Here is a 21017-nt window from a genome sequence, read left to right on the forward strand (position 1 = left end):
CAGGCGTGGGGGGGGGGGGGGGGGGGGGGCGCCGCCCACCACGCGTTTCCGGGGTCCATTGGGGGGAATCGATGCCAGAACTCGCGCTCGCGGACGAGCTGTTCGTGATGGGGCACGACGAATACAGCGGCAAACCGCGCATCAACCACGACGTGCTGTCGGTCGGGCTGGCCGCCGCCGCGCTCGGCGAACTGCTCATCGCCGAGACGCTCACCGTCGACGGCGGCCGCGTCACCGGCTGGACCGCCAAACACAACGGCGACCCCGTCACCGACCAGATCGTCGCCCAGCTGCAGAAGGTCGGCCCCGGCCACCGCGTGCACCAGTGGGTCGAACACCTGCGCGGCGACATCAAGGAACTCGTCGCCTACCGGCTCGTCGGCCACGGCGCCATCCGGCGCGAGACCAGCCGCAGCTTCACCGGCCGCACCCAGACCCGCTTCCCCGCCACCGACCCCACCGAAGCCACCCGCCCGGTCGTACGGCTGGGCTTCCTGATCGGCCGCCCCGGCGACTTCGACCCCCAGTCGGCCCTGCTGGCCTGCATCGCCACCGCCATCGACCTCAACATCGTCGCCCCTACGCTGTCCCCGTCGACCGTGCGCCAGCGGCTGGCCGACCTGCCCGCACGCCTCGTGCCCGGCTACCGCGACCTGCTCGCCGCCGTCGACACCGCCGTCGCCGCCGTCGCCCTGCAGGCACACGGCTGATATATCGATTGACCCGCCGAGCATCATGAAAATCCCGGGGCGCGGGCCCCGACGCGGACCGCTCGCCGGGGTGGCCGCGGCAGGCACGGGGGTGTGCTTGACGGTGTTCGCGTGCGCGACATGTGGCTCCGCGCTGACCGTGCCGCTGACTCAGGTGCCCCTGCCCGCCCACGCCGGCCAGCACTACAGCCACGAGCTGCTCGGGGCGCTGATGGAGCCGGGAACCTACGCGGTGCGTCCCTATCCGGCCGGGCCGCCGTGGCGGCGCTGGGACGAGGTAGGTGAAACCGAGGCGGCAGCCCGAGGCGTGTACGCACCGGTGTACTCACTGTCGGACGGGCCGCCGGGCGCCGTCGCGGTCGCACCGGGCGACGTGCGGGGGACCGCCTTCATCCCGGATCGCCTCGACGGCTACTGCTACGGGGTCGACGGCCGGGAGGGGCCCAATCTGGCCTGCGAGCGTTGCGGCACACCGGTGGCGACCCGCATCGACGACTGCGCGAGCTGGCAGGCCGTGTGGCTGGAACCCCAGGCGATCCAGCTCCTGCCTGCGGCCTCGCCGCCGAGCCCGCCGCTCGGCTGGGAGACCCTGCGGCGGCACCGGCCAGAGACACCGCCGGTCGAGCTGGACGGGTCCTGGGATCCGCGGTCGGAGGCCGCCGTCGGCGTGGCGCTGGCCCACTTGCTGGCCGCGTCCGGCGGAGCCTGCGTGACCGTCCCGGACGGCCCCGTGGCCGCCATGTTCCGCCGGGCGCTCGACTTCATGTGCCCGCCGGGACCGTCAGCCAGAACCCTGGTACTGGGCGGCCCCGGACTGCCCGCGGTCACCGCCGCCATCGCGCTCGTGCCGCAGCATCCGCAGACCGGCGAGCACTGGGCGGAGCCCGGGGCGGCCGCTGTGGTGTCGCTGGCTTGGGACGTGTGGGCGTATCTGGCGTTCCACCGGGAGCGGCGGCCGGTGCCGGGGGGCGGCGCGCTGCGCGACGAGATCCACCGCGATGACCCGCCGCCGCGGCTGCCGAACCTGATGTTCCAGCCGGACCGGGACCTGTTCCTGTTTACGCTGGCCCGGCTGCCCGAGGTCGGCCAGCTGGCTGTTCGCGCGATCTACGACCGGGTGAACACCCGGTACGGACCGCTGCCGTTCTAGTCGTCTTCGGCCGGTGCAGGCCTGCTCAGGTCTTCGTCACGCAGATGACGCTCAGGTAGGTGCTCATGGGCGCCCCGGAATAGCCGCCGCTGTCGAGGCCGGTCTGCATGACGCCGACTTCGTAGTCGTCCGGGTCGATGTACCACTGCAGGTTGACCTCGCCGGAGTCGCCGTCCTGGCCGCCGCCGACACCGGTCATGTACGAGTGGTTCTCCTGCTCCCAACCGCCGCAGGCCTCGGTTTCGACGTTGTCGGTGTAGACGTACTCGCCGTCGACGACGCTGATCCCGTAACCGTGGTGCGCGCCGTGGAAGGCCACGGTCGGTGGGGGTGTGGCGCATACGACGACGGCGCTGACGCTCCACGTCGCGGAGGTGCCGGAGGGCAGTTCACCGGCGATCGCCCGGGCGGAGTTCGGGATCGACGGGAAGCTCACCCAGGCGTTGGAGAAGATACCGAACCCGATGTCGTCGAAGCGCACCGCGCTGCTGGTCGTGTTGATCTCCGCGCCCATGCCCACCCGGGTCAGGCCGGCCGGGCACTGTACGGTCGCGGACTTGAAGTTCGTGCTGTTGACCGCCGTGGTGGTGCGCAGGTAGGTCAGGTTCGGGTAGTCCGGCCCGCACGCGACGATGACGCGCAGCTGCCAGGTGCCGGAGTAGCCTCCCGGCCGTTCGACGGCCCTGACGTACAGGCCGTTGTCCGTGACGTTGTGCACGGGTTCGGTCCGCTGGATGAAGACCTGGTTGGTGGCTCCGAGCAGCTGCGCCCCGCCGCCGAACGGGCGGTAGCCGGTCGGGCAGCCCGCGCCGAACTCCACGACGCCGGGCGAGCCGGGGCGGCTGTACACGGTCCGGTAGACGATGCCGGGGTTGTACGGGTCGGTGTCCGATCCCGGGGGCGGTGGTGCCCCTTGCGCCGACGTCGACGTGGCTGCGAGCAGCACGGCGGCCAGCAGCGCTGTCAGTGTCCGTCCGATCGGATGGCGCGAGACCGAGCCCATGTCCGCCTCCTCGACGTCGCGACGGGATCGCACCCGCCGGTGTGGCCAGGTTAGGGCGGGCGTCGGGCCGCGTTACGCATCCTGTCGATGATCTGTCCCGGCTGCGTCTGGGATCAGGTAGCCGGGCCGGCCTGCCAGGTCTGCGACGACTCAGCCGGGGTCCGCACGCCAGCCGCGCGCCGCGATGCGGTAGACCACGCTGGGCGAGCCGCTCGCATCCGGTCTGGTGCCCGACGGCACTGCGCCGATCTTCTGCACTGCCCGCTGCGAGCGCGTATTCGTCGGCGCGACCAGGAAGACGACCGTGTCGACGTAGGTGAAAGCGTGGCGGAGCATGAGGTGCTTCAGCTCCCCGTTGTAGGCACCGCCCTACAGGTCGTCGAAGTCCGCCGCCCGCAGCGGCCTGACGTGGACGAGTTCTCCGGTCAGGGTGGGCTGGAAGTCGAACACGGCCGAACCTCCGATGTCACGTTACCGCCGTCGTTGCGATCCGGCTGGTATCGGCCTGGTGCCGGCGACGTCGTCGGAATCGTAGAACGCGCTGCGGTGGGTGAGCGTCGTGCCACTTCGGACTCGACATCGGACCTGGCTGCGATGAGGATGTTCGGGTGTCCGAGATTGTTTCTGAAAGAGGCGAACGTTGATGAGTGACTCGTCGCTGCACCAGATTGCTCCGCGGCCTGACGCCGCCCATCCGCTGGCCCGGCTCAGTGCCGAGGAGATGCGCCAGGCCCGTGCCGTGCTGAGCGCCGCCGGGCTGGTCGGGGAGTCGACCCGGTTCACCTATGTGGGTCTGGAGGAGCCGGCCAAGGGCGAGGTGCTCGACACCGGCGGCGCGGTGGTGCCGCGGCGGGCCCGGGTGATCCTGCTCGACGTCGCGACCGGAGTCGCCACCGACACGGTGGTGTCGCTGACCAAGGGTGAGGTCGACAGCCGGCGGCTGCTGGACCCGGTCCGGGACGGGCAGCCGGCGATCATGCTGGAGGAGTACATCGCCGCTGACGAGATCGTCAAGGCCGATGAGGGCTGGCGGGCGGCGATGGCCCGGCGTGGCATCACCGACCTGGACCTGGTGTGCCCGTGCCCGCTGTCGGCGGGTGTGGCGACCAAGCCGGACGAGCAGGGCCGGCGCATGGTGCGGGTGCTGTCGTTCGTACGCCACCGCGAGGCCGACCACCCGTGGGCGCACCCCGTCGACGGCGTCGTGGCGTTCGTGGACCTGACGCAGCGCCGGGTCATCGAGCTGATCGACGATGTGCTGCTGCCGGTGCCGTCGGAGGAGCACAACCACGACGACGCGGAGTACGTGGGGCCGCTGCGTACCACGCTGAAGCCGATCGAGATCACCCAGCCGGAGGGGCCGAGCTTCACCGTCGACGACGACGTGGTGACCTGGGAGGGCTGGCGGTTCCGGATCGGCTTCGACGCCCGCGAGGGCCTGACGCTGCACCAGCTGTCGCTGCACGGCCGCGACATCGTCTACCGGGCCAGTGTCGCCGAGATGGTGGTGCCGTACGCGGACCCGTCGCCGGCGCGGTGGTGGCAGAACTACTTCGACGCGGGCGAGTACAGCCTGGGCGCGCAGGTCAACGCGTTGCAGCTGGGCTGCGACTGCCTCGGTGAGATCCACTATTTCGACGCGGTGGTCGCCGACGACCTGGGCGAGCCGCAGACGCGCCCGAACGCGATCTGCATGCACGAGGAGGACTTCGGGGTGCTGTGGAAGCACACCGACCTGTTCACCGGTTCGTCGGAGACGCGGCGGCAGCGCCGTCTGGTGATCTCGTTCTTCGTCACGGTCGGCAACTACGACTACGGCTTCTACTGGTACCTGTACCTGGACGGCACGATCGAGCTGGAGTGCAAGGCGACCGGTGTCATGTTCACCTCGTCGTACGTGCCGGGCAGCCCGTACGCCGACGAGGTCGCGCCGGGGCTGGGCGGGCCGTACCACCAGCACATGTGGTGCGCACGGCTGGATATGACCGTCGACGGTGTCGCGAACACGGTCAACGAGGTGCAGTTGCAGCGGCTGCCGGTCGGGCCGGACAACCCGCACGGCAACGCGTTCACGAAGCTGGTGACGCCGCTGGAGCGCGAGTCGCAGGGGGCGCGCATGGCCGAGCCGGCCAGCGCCCGCGCGTGGCACGTGGTGAACCCGGCCAAGCACAACCGGCTGGGCCAGCCGGTCGGGTACGCGCTGTACCCGCAGGGCCAGCCGGTGCTGGCCGCGGACCCGTCGGCGTCGATCTCGCAGCGGGCCGCGTTCGCGACGCACCACCTGTGGGTGACGGCGTACGACCCGGCCGAGCGCTACCCGTCGGGTGACCTGCCGAACCAGCACGCCGGCGGGGCGGGGCTGCCCGCGTGGACGGCGCAGGACCGTGACCTGACGGCGGCCGACGTGGTGCTGTGGCACACCTTCGGCCTGACGCACTTCCCGCGTACCGAGGACTGGCCGGTGATGCCGGTGGACCGGGCCGGCTTCACGCTCAAGCCGGTCGGGTTCTTCGACCGCAACCCGACCCTGGACGTGCCCGCGTCGACGGCGTCGCACTGCGCCACGCCCTCGGCCGAGGGCGAGAGCAGCTGCTGCTCCTGAGCCGGGCAGTGAACAGGGGCGGACGCTTCGGCGTCCGCCCCTGTTCGCAACCGTGGCCCCCGTGGGGCGCGGCTATTCGGCCGGGCCGCCCTTGCCGATCCGGTCGTACACGGCGGGCTGTGCCGAGCGCAGCACCAGGCCCCAGGCCGCGCCGAGCACGACGGCGACGCCGACCAGGCCCGGCAGGATGTAGCGCAGCGGCGAGTCCGCCTCGGCGCCCAGCATCGCGTCGGAGTTCACGATCGTCATGACGGTGATCGCGCCGAGGGCGAGGGTGGCCAGCACCGGGGCGATGGTGCGCTGCCACAGCGTCTCGGCGCCGCGGTGCCGGTTGAGGTAGGCCAGCACGGCGACCGACGTGCCGACCATCAGCACCAGCAGGCCGACCGCGGAGACGTAGGACAGCCAGGTGAACAGCTCCAGCACCGGGTCGCGCTCGAGCGCGGCGAACACGGCCACGACGATCACGGCCAGGACCGTCTGCAGCAGCGAGCCGACGAACGGCGCGGAGGTGCGCCGGCCGGTGCGGGCCAGCACGGCGGGCAGCACCTTCTCGCGCCCGGCGGCGAACAGGTACCGGGCGACGGTGTTGTGGAACGACAGCAGCGCCGCGAACACGCTGGTGAGCAGGAGCAGGTTCGCGATGTTGGCGACGGTGTCGCCGAAGTGCGCGGCCATCAGCGAGAACGGCAGGCCCGCGGCGGGGTCCTGGGCCTGGGCGACGACGTTGTCCGGGCCCGCGCCGACGGTCAGCGCCCACGCCGACAGCGCGTACAGGACACCGGTGATGGCGATGGCGATGTACAGGGCCCGGGCCACCGTGCGGCGGGGGTCCTTGGCCTCCTCGGCGTAGTCGCCGGCGCTCTCGAAGCCCGCGAACGCGGCCACGGTGAAGGCGAGCACGCCGCCGATGGCGGGGCCGAACAGGTTGGCCGGGTCGAGGCCGTCGAAGGTGATCGCGCCGCCGGCCGGGTTGGTGAGCGCGCCGAAGTCGAACAGGACGACGGCGGCGACCTCGGCGATGAGCAGCACGGCGAGGACCTTGGCGTTGAGGTCGACGCGCAGCAGGCCCAGGATCGCGACCAGGGCGAGCGCGGCCAGTGCCCATACCCACCAGGCGAGTTCCGGGCCGCCGTTGGCCGCGACGAACCCGCCGAGCGCGGCGCCGAACAGGCCGTAGAGGCCGATCTGGATGGCGTTGTACGCCAGTAGGGCCACGAACGAGGCGCCGACCCCCAGCGCCCCGCCGAGTCCCTGGGAGACGTAGGCGTAGAACACGCCCGCGTTGACGACGTGGCGGCTCATCGCGGCGTAGCCGACGGCGAACAGCGCGAGCGCGGCGGCGACGAGCGGGAACGCGAGTGGCACGCCGACCGAGCCGGTGACGGCGAACGTCGCGACGACGCCGCCGGCGAGCACGGTCATCGGGGCGCTGGCCGAGACGGTGAAGAAGACCAGCGAGCTGGTGCTGAGCCGGCGGCGGGCGAGGCCGAGGTCGGCGGGGGCCAGCATGGGGGGTAAGGGCGACGACGCACCCGAGGGGATCGCGGCTCCCCGTGTCTGTTCAGAGGTGGTCATGGTTCCTCTAGTCCTGTTTCGGGGTGAACGGTCGGTGCATAGTAATGCGTGCAGGTACATGGATCAATACGTGTTACACATTGTTAATGATGTGCGTCACCGTCGATGCGTACGCTGTTGAACGGATCGGCGGACTCCACTAGCCTTTCCAATTTGCACAGACCACGGCATGCACCGCGGCATGCCAGGACACCCCCGCGCGCAGTGAACATATCTAGGACCCCTTCATGTCGACTCTCCCCGTCTCCGACCGGTTCGCCGTGGCCGACGAACTCTTCCTCATCGGCCATCACGAGTACACCGGCAAGAAACACGCGGGGGACGAGCAGTTCGGGCTCGGCCTGGCCGCCGCCGTGCTGATCGAGCTCGGCTGGCAGCGCGCGATCGCCCTGGACGAGGGTGCGGTCGTCGTGCGCACCACACCCACCTTCACCGGCGACCCGGTCCTCGACCACGTGCTGGGCAAGGTCGCCGCGCAGGAGCCCGTCACGCACACGGCCGCGTCCTGGATCGACTACCTGCGCGAGGACCTGTACCTGCTCGTCGCCGAGCGCCTCAAGCGCCAGGCCGTGATCGAGGAGGTGCAGCGCGGCATGCTCAGCCGGCAGAGCCGCCTCGTCGCGGTCAACCCGTTCGTCGCCGCCCGGCCGCGTTCGCTGATGCTCGGTGTGCTGCGCGACCCGCCGGGCCGGCGCACGGCGCCTGCCGACCCGCACTATGCGGTGCTGGCGGGGCTGGTCGCGGCGATCGAGATGTGGGAGGCGATCCCCACGGTCGGGCCGGACGAGGCGGCGTACAACGCGGCGCAGCTGCTCGACCGGATGCACCCCGCCGAGCAGGCCATCATCAAGGGCGTCGCGACGACCAAGGCCGCCCTGGCCCGCCGGGTCCGCCGCTGACGGGGTGGGGTCAGGCCGGCGCGGTCACGTGGCAAGGCGACGCACGCGGGCTCGTCCATCGGGATTGGACCCATTGTCGAACCGTCTCCTAGCTGGCTTTTTAAGTCTCGCCTTAACGTCGTTGCCCCCCGCAGTCCCGTGTCGCCAGGATCTGCGAAGCGGCGGCAGTCGGTGCCGCCATACACGGGGAGGTGCCGTCGTGAGGCGGATTCTTGCTGCGGTGGTGTTGACCGCTGCGGTGATGGGCGGGTCGTTGGCCGTGCAGTCGCCGGCTGCCGCGCTGTCGACATGCACCAGGTGGGCGTCGCTGCCGACCTATCAGAACGGCAATGCGCCGGCGAGGATTCCGTCGACCGGCACGACGAAGGCAAGCACCCAGTGCTCGCTGCAGCGCGGCGTGATGAACAACTCCGGCGTGACCGCGCTCCAGGAGTCGCTGAATCACTGTTACCAGGTCTTTCTCGCCACGAGCTTCCCGGAGTACAAGTTCGACTGGCTGGTCGCCGACGGCGACTTCGGCGACAACACCTTCAACGCGCTGAAGAAGGTCCAGGGCTACATCAGAGCGCACAAGAACTCGGCCGTGCTCGCCGACGGCGGCTACGGTCTGCAGAGCCGGGACAATCTCTTCTGGTGGACCCGAACGGATTACACGACCAACCGCGGTATCTGCGAAGAACTCCAGTAGCCAAGGTCCACGAGGCACCTGTCGGCAGGTGCCTCGCCGGGGCGGCTCTCTCGCTGAGGGGCCGCCCTGATGCGTACGTGACCGCGGATGTCGTGTCTGCGAACCGGGCCGTCCCCGGGCTGCGGGACCTGCCGGAGCGCCCGATGTGCGACACGCGGCGGAATTCGGTCAGAATCTTCGTTCATCGGCTGTACGATATGTCCGGTTGGCCCGGCTACCGCCCCGGGGCCGGGCCTACCTTTCGTGAGCGGGTTCGCCAAGCGGGCTCTCCCGTGCGGAAACGACACTGAGCGAGCGTCCGGCAACCCATGGACCGGTGGCACCGCTTCGAGGACACGCGCAGTGTCCCGCAAGTCAGGCAGGACCGCGTCAGCTACTAGCCCGGATAGGTCTCCGCGTCGAACTTCCTAGTCGCCACGGCAACCACGTACGCGCCTCCGACGCGGCGCCGGCCTCGACGTCGCGTGGAGTGTCGCCGATCCGCAGCCGCGGGGCGCTCGCGCGCGGTGGGACGTGCAGAACACGTATGCCTACCTGGTGACCTTGCAGCTGTGGCCGAAGAACGGCGCGACGACGGAGATCGGGTGGCGCTCGCGTACTCGGTGGAGTTCGCGTCGGAGGGCCGGTTCATGCCAGGTGATCGGCGGTTCCAGAGGTGCGTCTTTGATTTCTGCGTACCGGGTCACATCCATTTTGCATCTTAATGCAACTGTCGGCGCTGCTATTGTCTGGCCATCATGATCTAGATAGATTGCTTTCTACATTGCTATCTGGCAATCGACTGGAACGGGGTGACCATGAGAAAAAGAATCGTCAGTCTCGTAGGCGCGGCATTGCTGGCCGCAGGGGTTCTGGCAATGCCCTCGCCGGCATCGGCCGAGCCGCGCTATCTAATCCTGGAGTGCTATGAGATCCGGGGCACGATCACCACGATTCCCCTGTCTCAGTACTATTCCTGTCCGCAAGGCCTGCTGAAGTTCTTCGACTCGTACACCGGAAGAAACGTCCACACGCGCGGCGGCGACTGTGCGAACTATTATTGGTCGATAGACCACAGCCGGACATACCAGTATGCGCTCGATCACTGTAAGGCACTGCCGATTACCTAGGTCTGGCTCGCGTCGCATGTGTCGGGTGACCGCCGTTTTGCGATGTGAAAGCGCGCTGAGAATTAGTGCCCGTTGAAGAGCCAGGTCAGCGGAGCCGGCCCGCCAGAGGTCTGGAATCCGAATCGATCTCGGTGATTCGCAGGAACACGAGGTAGGGCCTTCGAGTACGGCTGTGGTTGTCGAAGCCATGCCATCCCGAAGGCCCCACCCGTGTCTTTCTACCTGGTCTGCGGCCTTACCTGGTCTGCGGCCAGGCCGCCGCCGTACCCCCGACGCCCGGCGCGGACCACCTGCCCACGACCCGGCCGCGTCGCTATCCCTCCGACGCCGACGATGCCGAATGGCAGCTCGTCGCCGCGTACCTGCCCGCGGGCGGGATCGGCGACCACGGCGGCCGCCCGGTTACCCACCCGCGGCGTGACATCGTCGATGCGATCCGCCACCTCGATCACATCAGTCGCGTGTGACGGGATCACCCGCTGCCGTCGCACCGTCCGCGACTACGAGCGCCACCCCGAACACCACGCCCGCGACGGTCCAGTGGGCCATGGTCATAGTCATGAGTCGGTGCCTGGCCCGCTACCATCGCGCTGGCGCCAGTAACCTGACCAGCCGCGTTCACCTGCCCTCTCGGGGTAAAGATCAGGACCTCGCCGGTCCACCATCCGGGCCGGTCAGAAGGCGCCCAGGTGACATCACACCGGCCTTGGAAGAACTGCTCCGTGGCAACCATCAGAGCGTCTTGCGCCTGGCACTCGTCCGCGTCGGCCGATAGATCCGCGAGGCGCCCATCCATGACCCCCTGGGTCGTGTAGGTCGCGTACCGCCATCCCGCCGGGGTCCGGTAAAGGATCAGCGATGTGGGGCGGCCCCACCTGGATCTCCGCCGTGCCTGCATGGACCGCGATTCTGCCGCATGGTTATTCAACAGGCACTGAGGCGGGCTGGCCGGCACCGATGCCGCCGCGGCGCGGCGCCGCCCGTCCCGCTAGCGCGCGAAGTAGCGGGCGCCTCCGTGGCAGGGTGCGGGGCAGGCCGCTGAACTGCTCTTATGCCACCGGTCTCCAGCCGTCGGATCCACGCGCCGGGCAGGCGTCCGCTGAAGTTCCGGTCCCGCCCCGCCCCGCGTGTCGGCGGTCGGATCAGGGCACCCCTCCCGGGCTCGCGACACCTACGCCCCGCCGCTACTGAAAATCTTCATGGGCGGTAGTAGACATCTGCCCGGGGCGTAGGTAATGTTCCACGTGTTGCGAACGAAGATCTATCGAATGCGGCAGGTGAACTGGCGCATGACGTAGGGAGCAGGACCGCCCGACGGGTTCGGGCCGCGAGGCCAGGTGAGCGAAAGGGGCTTCGGGCCGCGAGTCGGGCGAAGGGCCGGTGCCAAGCCGGTCTCGCAGGACCAGTGGTTGCAAGGCTGCACGACCGGTAATTGATCAAGTTGTTGAAGGTTAGGACGAGAGGAGTAGTGCCATCGGATCCCCGCACGGCGTAGCCGTCGGCGGGCCGCAGACCCCGAACGGAAGGTGGTCCCCGGTCGTATCCACGCGATCCCCGTACACCCGCGAAAGTCGGCGGGCTCGGGAACACGATGAGCCGGTGCACGTGACCGGCGATGGTATGTAACTCGATCTCCCAAGGATCCCGGCGCCCCAGGCGCCGGGATCCTTACCTGCGTTTCTGGGAAAGGTGCCTATGACCTCTACGGATAAGGCTTCGGCCGACAAGTTCGACGACGACGACTACCCCGCGTACACGATGGGCCGGGCCTCCGAGATGCTCGGCGTGACGCAGGCCTTCCTGCGCTCGCTGGAGGGCGACCTGTTCGTCGCGGCCCGCTCCGACGGCGGTCACCGCCGCTATTCGCGCTACCAGCTGCGGCTGGCCGCCCGGGTCCGGGAGATCACCGACCAGGGCACCCCGGTGGAGGCCGCCTGCCGCATCATCATCCTGGAGGACCAGCTCCAGGAGGCCCTCGAACTCAACCAGCGTTACGAGGCCGAACGCCGGACCGCGCAGGGCGACCGCTGACCGGGCCTGGACTGCCGAATCAGGCGTGCTCGGCCGGAGCCGTGCCGACCGGGGTGTGTGTGCGCCGGTCCCACCAGCGGGCGAAGTAGCGGGCGCTCAGTCCGTGGATCAGGATGCTCAGGCTGATCACGACCACGACGACGTCGGCGACCCAGTCCGCGTCCAGGCCCGACAGCTGCTCCAGGGCGATGATGCCCAGCACCATGCTGTCCAGCCCGCGCGGTCCCCAGAAGCCCAGCGCCCACCGCTCCCGCCACGGCACGTGGCTGCCCAGCAGCGACAGCGCCACCGGCAGCATCCGGATCAACGTCAGCGACAGGAACGCGTACACGAACACCCGCCACTCCAGGCCGTCGGTGAACGCGGGCACGATCAGCGACCCGAACACGAACCACACCGCCGCCGACAGCACCAGCGACGTGTCGGACACCGTCTGCAGCGACCTGCGCGGCATGTTCGGCGCGGTCGCGCGGGCCGCCAGCCCCGCCACGAACGCGGCGACGAAGCCGTTGCCGTGCAGCACCTCACCCATCGCGAACGCGGTGATCGCCAGTGCGAGCAGGCCGACGCGTTCGGCCTCCTCGGTGCTCCAGCCGCGCTCGCGGGCCAGGGTGAGCAGCTTCGCCCCGCCGAAGCCGGCGACCAGGCCCACCACGAACGCGATGAGCAGTTCCAGCAGGACGCTCTCCAGGTCCTCGGTGCCGATCGCCCCCGCGAGCAGCAGCAGTACCAGCGGTGCGGCGATGCCGTCGTCCAGGCCGCTGACGACGGTGATGGTGTGCCGCATTCCTGAGGGTAGACGGCGGTCGTGCAGCAGCGGCAGGATCGGCGTGGAGTCGGTGGCGGCCAGCACGGCCGCGCAGATGGCGCAGACCCACCAGCCCGCGCCTGGCAGCAGCGGGACACCTGCGGCGAACCCGAGCAGCACCGTCAACGGGAACGCGATGAACAGCATGCGCATCGGCACGCGGCCGGTCTCGCGCAGCCAGCGCACGCTGATGTCGGTGGCGTCGGTGAACAGGACCAGGGCGAGGGTGATCTCGATCAGGTGCCGGACGATGGGTCCGCTGACCTCGACGTTGACCAGGGGGTGGGTGCCGTTGGTGAGGATGAGGCCGGAGGCGGCCATGGCGATGGGCACGGTCACGCTGTAGCGCTGCGCCGGCCGGGCGAGCACGGCCCAGACGACCAGCACCAGGCCGAGCATCAGGACGGCGAGCACGGGCGACTCCTCACCCTGCCCATTCTGGGGGATTTAGTCCTGTTCGTGGTGGGAAGTCGCCGACCCGACGTCGGCCGTGACCACGCGATGAAACTCGCTGCGCAGCTGCTCGTCGGCCCGAGCGGGCCAGTCGAGGCCGACTACGGCCCGGGGAAGATCATTCGGCGCATGCGGGATCGTCAGTACGCGGGCGGGCCGGCCGAGCCCGGCTTCGGCGGGCGGTTCACCGCATTACCTCGGTGGCCGGGGTGACCGTGTCGGACGGCGTACTCCGCCGCCGGAGGTGTGCGACCGTCGCGAGGAGCCCGTACGCCGCCACACCGCCCAGAAGCATCGGGCCGATCGCGGTGACTCCCGGGTCGGCGTGGTCCCCGGACGGGGCAGGGCCGACGAACGCGGCCGCCAGGATCGTCGCCGCTACGCTGCCCATCGTGAGCAGGCCCGCGACGACCAGCGTCGCAGTCGCTTCCCGCCGCACGACCAGGCACACCAGCGCCGCGATGACCACGCCCACCACCAGGGCCGAGACCAGCATGGCGTCGACGCGCGCACCGTATTCAAAGCCGTCGAGTTCCAGCGCGCCGAGCACCGTCGGCCCGGTCCGCTTCGTGCTCTCGCTCACCAACAGCATGATCCACAGCACGGCCGCGCCGGTTATCGCGCCCGATGTCAGCGCCCGGGCCGATCCGGCGTACCCGCCGAGGATCAGGGCCGTGACCGCGCCGAGCACCACGCCCACGACGGCGGCCTGCGCGATCGAGGACGACGTCTGGTCGACGAGGCTGACGTTCCGTGCCGTGGCGGCCTGCCCCATCAGGAACGGCACGACGGTGCCCGCGCCCGGCGCGGCCGTCGCCACGACGGCCCAACGCGCCCAGGAGCCGAGGTCGCCGAACACCGACCGGGTCAGCAGCGTGGCGACGACGACCGCCGTCGCGCAGATCCACAACGCGATGCGGTAATTGTCCAACCAGTCGTTGTCCGACCCCGCGTCGAACCGTCGGTCGAAGCCGAGAACACCGAACCCGACAGCAGCCAGTGACTGGGCCCAGGCCAGCACCGCGCTGAACGCCGCGGCTGCGACCGGGATGAACCAGACAGGAGTGTCGCGACGCGCGGTCATGTATCGAAGGCTAGTGATGGCGACGGGGGCAGGTCAAACACCTGGCGTGGGTGCCGGGGCCGGATGTTCGCCCACGCGCCCGGCTGCCGGGTTCATGGCCTGTGGTCGGTGTGGGCCGCGCGTAGATTGTGGCCGTGACATCCCCGGACCGCGCCCACCGGGCACGCGCCGCCCAGCTCGCTGAGCTGGCCGGCTGGAAAGGCACCCGGCCTCACCCACCTGACTGGCCGGCGCTCGAGGCTGCTTTCGGCCGGCCCTTCCCGCCGGATTTCAAGAGCTACATCGAGTTCTTTCCACCGGGCTCATTCGGCTTCGTGTATGTGTTCCATCCCTTCGACGCCGAGTTCGCGTCAGCCGGCTATATCCGTGCCTACGTCGCACACCTCATGTGGCGTACTGATCCGGCGAACGATGTCCCGGAGCTTCCCCGGTTCGGCAACAAGGCCGGGGAGCTGTTCGCGTGGGGTTCGGTCAACGGTGAGTTCGAGCTGTGCTGGGAGATCACCGCCGATGATCCGGACACCTGGACCTGCGTGGTGGCCGACATCCCCATGCGCTCGGTCGAGCGCTACCACGGCGGGATGCTTGACCTGCTGCTGGACGTGCTGGGCGGCACCGGCCGGGTGTCGTCGCTGGAGTACCTCCGCCAGATGCTGCCGTTGACCTTTTCTGGTTGACATGCCGCGTTCCGTGGGACTTCGGCTGAGAGAAGCACCAGGGGGCTTCGTCCAGGCCACTACGCGCTGTAGCGTGCGCTGGCATGACCCTGACGCCGGCGCCGGTTCCCACGCGAAGACCTCCTGTGCCTCGCCGCCGGCGTTTCCTGATCGCGGCATCACTGGTTGTCGCACTGTGCGCCGGGTATCTGACGACCACGATCGGCCATCGCCTCGACCACGGCGGTTCCTGGTGGCACGGCACTGACGCGCAAACCCGTACCGAGGAGTCGGGGACGGTGGTGCAGTTCGCCTTCGAGCCCGGAAAGCAGATCACCTTCGGCGCATCCATCCGCAATCCTGGCCTCTGGCCCGTGACGATCACCGGCGTCGCGGTCAATGACGGTCCTGCGGATCAACACGTTTTCAAGATCGCCCATCTGGCGGTGAATCCCGCCGATTCTGCCGGCAACGCAGCGTTCGACCGGACTGCGTCGGCGCCGTTCCGATCAATCACCGTGGCGGCCGGCACTGAACTGCCGCTGTTCGTCACGATCACGATCCCGAACGTGGAGATGGCTTCCGGATCAGGGTTGTTCTTCGACAGCCTTGCGGTCGACTTCGAGGTGCTGGGCCTGCCTCGTCACCAGCGGGTGCCGATGGGCTTCCGCCTCTCCGTGCACGCTGCGAACGGCTACGTCCCGAGCTGACCACCTGCGGGCCACGGGACCTTCAGCGGCACTTGGTTCGGCTTTACAACGAACATTCACGGATGTCACCATGTCGGGCACGTGCCGACCGGCTCGATCCCGGTTGCGATACGCGTGCCGAGGAGTGTTGACGTCTTGTCCCCGACGGCGGATGCCGCGCGCGTGGCCGCCGCCCGCGCAGGTGACCGGCATGCCCTGGAGGCGCTGCTCGGCGACCACCTGCCCCTGGTGTACGCGGTGGTCCGCCGTGCCCTGGGCGCCGACCCCGACGTCGACGACGTCGTGCAGGAGACGATGCTGCGCGCGGTCCGGCATCTGCGCGGGCTGCGCGACGCCGACGGGTTCAAGTCCTGGCTGGTGTCCATCGCGGTCAGCCAGATCCAGGAACGCTCCCGCCGCCTGGCGCGCCAACGCGCCCGCGCCGCCCGGCCGGTCGAGTTCGGCGTCGACGCCGCCGAGCCGCCGGACCCGGACGCCGACGTCGCCGCCCTCGCCGAGGACCGCGTCGACCTGGACCGCGAGCTGCGCCTGATCGCGCAGGCGACCGGCTTTCTGAACCCGGCCGAGCGGCAGACCCTCGCGCTGTGGTCGCAGGAGGTCGCCGGGACGATGACCCGGGCCGAGGTCGCGGCCGGGCTGTCGCTGAGCCCGGCACACACTGCCGTACGGGTCCAGCGCATGCGGGCCCGTCTCGACCTGGCGCTGACGGTGCTGCGCGCGCTGCGGGCCGCGCCGCGCTGCCCTGGCCTGGAGGACACGGCCGCGGGGTGGGACCGCAGCGCCGAGCCGCGCTGGCTCAAGCGCCTCGGTCGGCACGTGGCCGACTGCGAGCAGTGCCTGCTCGCGGGCCGCCGCGGTGTCCCCGCGGTGCGGGTGCTGGCCCTGCCATGGTTGCTGCCGGTGCCCGTGGTGCTGGCCGAGCGGCTCCCGGAGTTCGTCGCGGCCTCGGGTGGCGGCGTGGGTGCGGTGACCGTCGCCGTGGACGCGGTGCGCCGTGCCGTCGGCTACCTCAACCTGAAGGTCGTCGGCACGGCAGGTGTCGGGGTCGCGGCGACCGCCGTGGCGGTGGTGCTGGCCGTCGACATCAGCGCGACCCCACCGGTTCCGCCCGACCAGCCGGGCAGACCGCCGCTGGCCGCGCCCGCGACGAGCGCTGCACCGGCCCTGTCGGCCACGCCGTCACCGACCCCGGTGCCCGCGGGGCCCCGTCCGGTGGTCACCGCCGACGGTGTCACCAGCGCCGACATCTACGTCGCCACCGATGGCGACGACTCCGGTCCGGGCAGCGCCGCGCAGCCGTACGCCACGCTCGCCAAGGCCGTGTCGACGGTCCGCCCCGGGCAGGTCATCGCGTTGCGAGCCGGGACACATCGCCCGACCGCGACCGTGGACATCACCACCAGCGGCACCGCCGAGCGGCGTATCACCGTCAGCAACCTGATCGGGGAACGGCCCGTCGTCGACGGGTCCGCGCTGCCCGGTAGCCAGTGGCTGATCACCCAGTCCGGCGGGTACTGGACCGTGCAGGGCCTGGAGCTGAGGAACGGGCCCAGCCACGCCTACGTCTGCCGGTCCTGCCGCGACAACGTGTTCCGGCGGCTGTGGATGCACGACAACGGCGACACCGCGCTGACCCTGCGCGACGCGGGCACGCAGGGCAACCAGGTCCTCGACAGCGACTTCACCCGCAACCACGACACCGTCGACCGCGGCGGCAGCGCCGACGGCCTGGCCATCAAGAACGGCTCCGGTGCGGGCAATCTGGTACGCGGTTGCCGGTTCGCCGAGAACTCCGGCGACGGCCTGGACCTGAGCGCCTTCACCGACCCGGTCACCGTCGCGAGCAACTGGGCCTACGGCAACGGCCACAACCGGTGGGACATCGCCGCGTTCAACGGCCCCGGCAACGGTCTCAAACTCGGCGGGGGAGTTCCCGCCCCGGCCGTGGCGCACGTGGTGGTCGACAACGCCTCCTGGGACAACGCCGGGTACGGCTTCACCGAGGCGAGCAATCCGGGGCGGCTCACCGTCACCAACAACACCGCCTACCGCAACGGCGCGACCGGATTCGCCTTCCTTCTCTCCTCGGCGCGGCTGCGTAACAACCTGGCCCTGGCCAACGGCCGTGACGTCCAGGTCGGCGGTGGCGTCGACGACGCAGACAACTCCTGGGGCCAGCCGGGCTGGGCGACGACCGTGCTGCGCAGCGGCGACCCGTCGACCGCACGCGCCGAACGCACCGCCGGCCGGCTGCCGTCGACGACGTTCCTGCTCAACCGCAAGGACAAGACCATAGGTGCGTCGATGACCGCCGACGGAGGACCAGTCCCGCCACCGGCGTGATCCGAACTGCTCGGCTCCCCGTGAAGATCGCTGTTTCCGGTCAGAAACTCGGGTGAGACCGCAGATCTCGACCCTGAACAGCGATCTCGGCCCGCGGCGGTCCGGGACCCAGCCGGTCGGGCAGGGCTGTGCCGTGCGCGGCGCGGCGTGGTCGTCCACAGTGCGCGGACTTTGTTGGGCGGCCGGAGAAATAGTTCCCCGATTCCTGTTATCCGGCCTGACGCCGTGCCGTCTTCATATCGAAACAAGGGCCGATCCCGACTCCGGGCGCCGGGGGCCTGACCGTTCGAGATGGAGGGATCGTCGTGACAGGAACATTACGAACAGCGTGGCGATGGCTCGCCCTGGCACTCGCCGTCGCCGCGTCGGGGGTGGTCGTGGCAGCGGCCGCGTCCCCGGCGCAGGCGGCTCCGGCGACCGGAGTGGCGTACCAGCTGGTGGTGACCAAGAGCGGCAAGTGCATCGACGTGCCCGGCGCGTCCACGGCCAACGGGGCGCTGCTGCAGCAGTGGGGCTGCACCGCGAACTCGCCGTGGCAGCAGTTCCGCCTGACCGCGGTGGGCTCGAACTATCAGCTCGTCAACGTCAGCAGCGGCAAGTGCGTGGACGTGCCGGGCTGGTCGACCGTCTCCGGGGTGCAGTTGCAGCAGTACGGGTGCGTGTCGAGCCAGGCCAACCAGCAGTGGCGTCTGGTGGCCAGCGGCACGAACACGTACCAGATCATCAGCGTGCACTCGGGCCTGTGCGTCAGCCTCAAGGACGCGTCCACGGCCAACGGCGCGCAGATCATCCAGGAGACCTGCACCGCCAACAGCAACAAGCAGTGGGCGTTCACCGGCGTGGGCAGCGGCGCGAACGCGACCGTCGCCGCCGACGGCACCGGCCAGTACACCACCGTGCAGGCCGCCGTCGACGCCGTGCCCGCCAACAGCACCACCCGCCAGACCATCACCATCAAGGCCGGCACCTACCGCGAGATCGTCACCATCCCGTCGAACAAGCCCAACATCACCCTGCAGGGCCTCGGCGGGTCGGCGAGCAACACCGTCATCGTCAACAACCACAGCTCCGCCGGCGGGTGGGGCACCTCCGGCAGCGCGACCGTGTTCGTCAACGGCCGCGACTTCCGCGCCACCAACCTGACCATCGCCAACGACTACGGCGAGGGCAGCCAGGCCGTCGCCGCGAACCTCAACGGCGACCGGGCCGTGTTCGACAACGTCCGGTTCCTCGGCAACCAGGACACGCTGCTGCTCAACAACTACCGCGCCTACATCGTGAACTCGTACGTCGAAGGGACCGTCGACTTCATCTTCGGCGGCGGCACCGCCGTGTTCAACGCCAGCACCATCCACGAGAGGCGCACCAGCGGCGGCCCGATCACCGCGGCCCGCACCGATCCGGCCAACGCCTACGGCATCCTCGTCTACCGCTGCACGATCACCGGGACCGCCAACAACGTGACCCAGCTCGGCCGCCCCTGGGGGCCTGCCGCGCAGGTGCTGTTCCGCGAGTCGAACCTGTCCGCGACGATCCGCACCGCCCAGCCGTGGACGGACATGTCCGGTAACACGTGGCAGAACGCGCGGTTCCTCGAATACCGCAACACCGGCTCCGGCGCGGGCGCCAACAGCAACCGCCCGCAGCTGTCCGACTCCGCCGCCCCGAACTACACCCCGCAGAAGTACCTGGCCGGCACCGACGGCTGGAACCCGGTCGGCTGAGCCCGCTCGAAGGAGACGAACCATGACCAACAACAGAACCAGACGGCGGTACGCCCCCGCGGCGCTCGCCGCGACCCTGCTCGCGACCCTCGTCGGCCTGCCGTCCTCGCCCGCCCAGGCCGCACCCGCCACCGGCGTCGCCTACCAACTGGTGGTGACCAAGAGCGGCAAGTGCATCGACGTGCCGGGCGCGTCCACGACCAACGGCGCGCTGCTGCAGCAGTGGGGCTGCACCGCGAACTCGCCGTGGCAGCAGTTCCGCCTGACCGCGGTCGGATCGAACTACCAGCTCGTCAACGTCAGCAGCGGCAAGTGCGTCGACATCCCCGGCTGGTCCACGGCCTCGGGTGTGCAGCTGCAGCAGTACGGGTGCGTGTCGAGCCAGGCGAATCAGCAGTGGCGTCTGGTGGCCAGCGGCACGAACACGTACCAGATCATCAGCGTGCACTCGGGCCTGTGCGTCAGCCTCAAGGACGCGTCCACGGCCAACGGCGCGCAGATCATCCAGGAGACCTGCACCGCCAACAGCAACAAGCAGTGGGCGTTCACCGGCGTCGGCGGCCGCACCTGGTCGAACGCGCCGGACGGGTTCGCCTCGACCGGCGGCGGCACCACCGGCGGCGCGGCCGGTGCGACGGTCACCGTCAGCACCTTCGCCGACCTGCAGCGCTACGTCACCGCCACCGAGCCGTACGTCATCCGGGTCAGCGGCGCGATCACCGTCACGCCCAAGGGCACCGAGCTGCGGGTCGCCTCCAACAAGACGATCGTCGGCATCGGGACCGGCGGCCACATCGTCGGCGGCGGGTTCTTCCTCGGCACCGGTGTCCGCAACGTCATCATCCGCAACCTCACCATCCGTGACACGCAGATGGCCGACGACGACCCCGACGACAAGGTCTACGACTACGACGGCATCCAGATGGACACCGCCGACCACGTGTGGATCGACCACAACACCATCACGCGGATGAACGACGGCCTGATCGACAGCCGCAAGGACAGCAGCTACCTGACGATCTCCTGGAACGTGCTGTCGAGCAACAACAAGGCGTTCGGCATCGGCTGGACCGACAACGTCACGGCCCGCATGACGATCCACCACAACTGGATCAAGGACACGAACCAGCGCAACCCCAGCACCGACAACGTGGCCTACGCCCACCTGTACAACAACTACCTGCAGAACGTCGCCTCGTACGGCAACTACGCCCGCGGCGCGACGAAGATGGTCCTGGAGAACAGCTACTTCGAGAACGTGAAGGACCCGTTCTACCCGGACTCGACGGCGCAGCTGCGCCAGAGCGGCAGCATCCTCGTCAACTGCACCGGCACCCAGCAGACCCTCGGGTCGGCGTTCACGCCGAGCAGCTTCTACTCCTACACCCTCGACGCGGCCGCCGACGTGCCGAACCTGCTCCGCACGTACGCGGGGCCGCAGGCCAACATCGGCTGAGCCGGTCCCGGGC

Annotated in this window: 16 protein-coding genes; 11 read left to right on the forward strand and 5 right to left on the reverse strand. The window is 69.8% G+C overall.

From position 1 onward, the window contains the following. Nucleotides 1-71 precede the first annotated feature (71 nt). Together F6W97_RS24745 and F6W97_RS24750 are read left to right on the forward strand one after the other, a co-directional pair. Nucleotides 72-710 carry a GOLPH3/VPS74 family protein gene (locus F6W97_RS24745; RefSeq protein ID WP_155372780.1) on the forward strand — a complete coding sequence of 213 codons (639 nt, stop codon included), beginning with the start codon at nt 72-74 and terminating at the stop codon, nt 708-710. 103 nt (nt 711-813) lie between these two features. Then, nucleotides 814-1860 (forward strand): hypothetical protein, encoded by a 1047-nt coding sequence (locus F6W97_RS24750; RefSeq protein ID WP_230686986.1) that lies wholly within the window; start codon nt 814-816, stop codon nt 1858-1860. Between the two features lie 25 nt (nt 1861-1885). On the opposite strand, the gene F6W97_RS24755 is transcribed toward F6W97_RS24750, so the two are convergent. Both F6W97_RS24755 and F6W97_RS41565 read right to left on the reverse strand, forming a co-directional pair. Continuing rightward, nucleotides 1886-2863, reverse strand: a complete 978-nt coding sequence (locus F6W97_RS24755; protein ID WP_155372782.1) for a hypothetical protein — start codon at nt 2861-2863, stop codon at nt 1886-1888. Between the two features lie 150 nt (nt 2864-3013). Further along, entirely contained in the window at nt 3014-3199 is a 186-nt protein-coding gene (locus F6W97_RS41565; RefSeq protein WP_407924599.1) for a GNAT family N-acetyltransferase, read from the reverse strand. 307 nt (nt 3200-3506) lie between these two features. Between F6W97_RS41565 and F6W97_RS24765 the strand changes: the two genes are divergently transcribed. After that, nucleotides 3507-5465, forward strand: coding sequence for a primary-amine oxidase (locus tag F6W97_RS24765; protein ID WP_155372783.1), 1959 nt, complete (start codon nt 3507-3509; stop codon nt 5463-5465). A 72-nt stretch (nt 5466-5537) separates the two neighbouring features. Here F6W97_RS24765 and F6W97_RS24770 read toward each other — a convergent pair whose 3' ends face one another. Then, nucleotides 5538-6977, reverse strand: a complete 1440-nt coding sequence (locus F6W97_RS24770; RefSeq protein ID WP_230686934.1) for an APC family permease — start codon at nt 6975-6977, stop codon at nt 5538-5540. A 293-nt stretch (nt 6978-7270) separates the two neighbouring features. Between F6W97_RS24770 and F6W97_RS24775 the strand changes: the two genes are divergently transcribed. The 3 genes from F6W97_RS24775 (at nt 7271) to F6W97_RS24785 (ending at nt 11770) form a co-directional block, all read left to right on the forward strand. Continuing rightward, nucleotides 7271-7942, forward strand: coding sequence for a GOLPH3/VPS74 family protein (locus F6W97_RS24775; RefSeq protein WP_155372784.1), 672 nt, complete (start codon nt 7271-7273; stop codon nt 7940-7942). Nucleotides 7943-8141: 199 nt separating this feature from the next. Continuing rightward, nucleotides 8142-8630 (forward strand): hypothetical protein, encoded by a 489-nt coding sequence (locus F6W97_RS24780; protein ID WP_155372785.1) that lies wholly within the window; start codon nt 8142-8144, stop codon nt 8628-8630. Nucleotides 8631-11434: 2804 nt separating this feature from the next. After that, on the forward strand, nt 11435-11770 hold the full coding sequence (locus tag F6W97_RS24785; RefSeq protein ID WP_155372786.1) for a MerR family transcriptional regulator: 336 nt from the start codon (nt 11435-11437) through the stop codon (nt 11768-11770). Between the two features lie 19 nt (nt 11771-11789). Here the strand turns inward: F6W97_RS24785 and F6W97_RS24790 are convergent, their stop codons facing one another. Both F6W97_RS24790 and F6W97_RS24795 read right to left on the reverse strand, forming a co-directional pair. After that, on the reverse strand, nt 11790-12992 hold the full coding sequence (locus tag F6W97_RS24790) for a cation:proton antiporter (RefSeq protein ID WP_155372787.1): 1203 nt from the start codon (nt 12990-12992) through the stop codon (nt 11790-11792). A 223-nt stretch (nt 12993-13215) separates the two neighbouring features. Then, the gene (locus F6W97_RS24795; protein ID WP_155372788.1) at nt 13216-14115 is read right to left on the reverse strand and encodes a hypothetical protein; all 900 of its coding nucleotides are present in this window, start codon (nt 14113-14115) and stop codon (nt 13216-13218) included. A 134-nt stretch (nt 14116-14249) separates the two neighbouring features. On the opposite strand from F6W97_RS24795, the gene F6W97_RS24800 reads away from it, so the two are divergent. From F6W97_RS24800 to F6W97_RS24820, 5 genes are all read left to right on the forward strand, one after another. Beyond that, nucleotides 14250-14792: a hypothetical protein gene (locus F6W97_RS24800; RefSeq protein ID WP_155372789.1), complete on the forward strand. Its 543-nt coding sequence runs from the start codon at nt 14250-14252 to the stop codon at nt 14790-14792. 83 nt (nt 14793-14875) lie between these two features. Beyond that, complete coding sequence (locus F6W97_RS24805) at nt 14876-15481, forward strand: hypothetical protein (RefSeq protein WP_155372790.1); 606 nt, start codon at nt 14876-14878, stop codon at nt 15479-15481. 135 nt (nt 15482-15616) lie between these two features. Further along, complete coding sequence (locus F6W97_RS24810; protein WP_155372791.1) at nt 15617-17824, forward strand: sigma-70 family RNA polymerase sigma factor; 2208 nt, start codon at nt 15617-15619, stop codon at nt 17822-17824. Between the two features lie 305 nt (nt 17825-18129). Next, the gene (locus F6W97_RS24815) at nt 18130-19548 is read left to right on the forward strand and encodes a pectinesterase family protein (protein ID WP_196279292.1); all 1419 of its coding nucleotides are present in this window, start codon (nt 18130-18132) and stop codon (nt 19546-19548) included. 22 nt (nt 19549-19570) lie between these two features. Further along, a complete protein-coding gene (locus F6W97_RS24820) occupies nt 19571-21004 on the forward strand; it encodes an RICIN domain-containing protein (RefSeq protein WP_155372792.1) in 1434 nt (477 codons plus the stop codon). Nucleotides 21005-21017 lie beyond the last annotated feature (13 nt).

The sequence above is a fragment of the Catellatospora vulcania genome (genome assembly GCF_009720385.1).
Lineage (GTDB): Bacteria > Actinomycetota > Actinomycetes > Mycobacteriales > Micromonosporaceae > Catellatospora > Catellatospora vulcania.

Bases quoted from the DNA above. Each gene is read 5' to 3' on its own strand.
- F6W97_RS24755 (WP_155372782.1), bottom strand. From the start codon at position 2,863: ATGGGCTCGGTCTCGCGCCATCCGATCGGACGGACACTGACAGCGCTG.
- F6W97_RS24745 (WP_155372780.1), top strand. From the start codon at position 72: ATGCCAGAACTCGCGCTCGCGGACGAGCTGTTCGTGATGGGGCACGAC.
- F6W97_RS24785 (WP_155372786.1), top strand. From the start codon at position 11,435: ATGACCTCTACGGATAAGGCTTCGGCCGACAAGTTCGACGACGACGAC.
- F6W97_RS24805 (WP_155372790.1), top strand. From the start codon at position 14,876: ATGACCCTGACGCCGGCGCCGGTTCCCACGCGAAGACCTCCTGTGCCT.
- F6W97_RS24820 (WP_155372792.1), top strand. From the start codon at position 19,571: ATGACCAACAACAGAACCAGACGGCGGTACGCCCCCGCGGCGCTCGCC.
- F6W97_RS24765 (WP_155372783.1), top strand. From the start codon at position 3,507: ATGAGTGACTCGTCGCTGCACCAGATTGCTCCGCGGCCTGACGCCGCC.
- F6W97_RS24770 (WP_230686934.1), bottom strand. From the start codon at position 6,977: ATGCTGGCCCCCGCCGACCTCGGCCTCGCCCGCCGCCGGCTCAGCACC.
- F6W97_RS24775 (WP_155372784.1), top strand. From the start codon at position 7,271: ATGTCGACTCTCCCCGTCTCCGACCGGTTCGCCGTGGCCGACGAACTC.
- F6W97_RS41565 (WP_407924599.1), bottom strand. From the start codon at position 3,199: ATGCTCCGCCACGCTTTCACCTACGTCGACACGGTCGTCTTCCTGGTC.
- F6W97_RS24795 (WP_155372788.1), bottom strand. From the start codon at position 14,115: ATGACCGCGCGTCGCGACACTCCTGTCTGGTTCATCCCGGTCGCAGCC.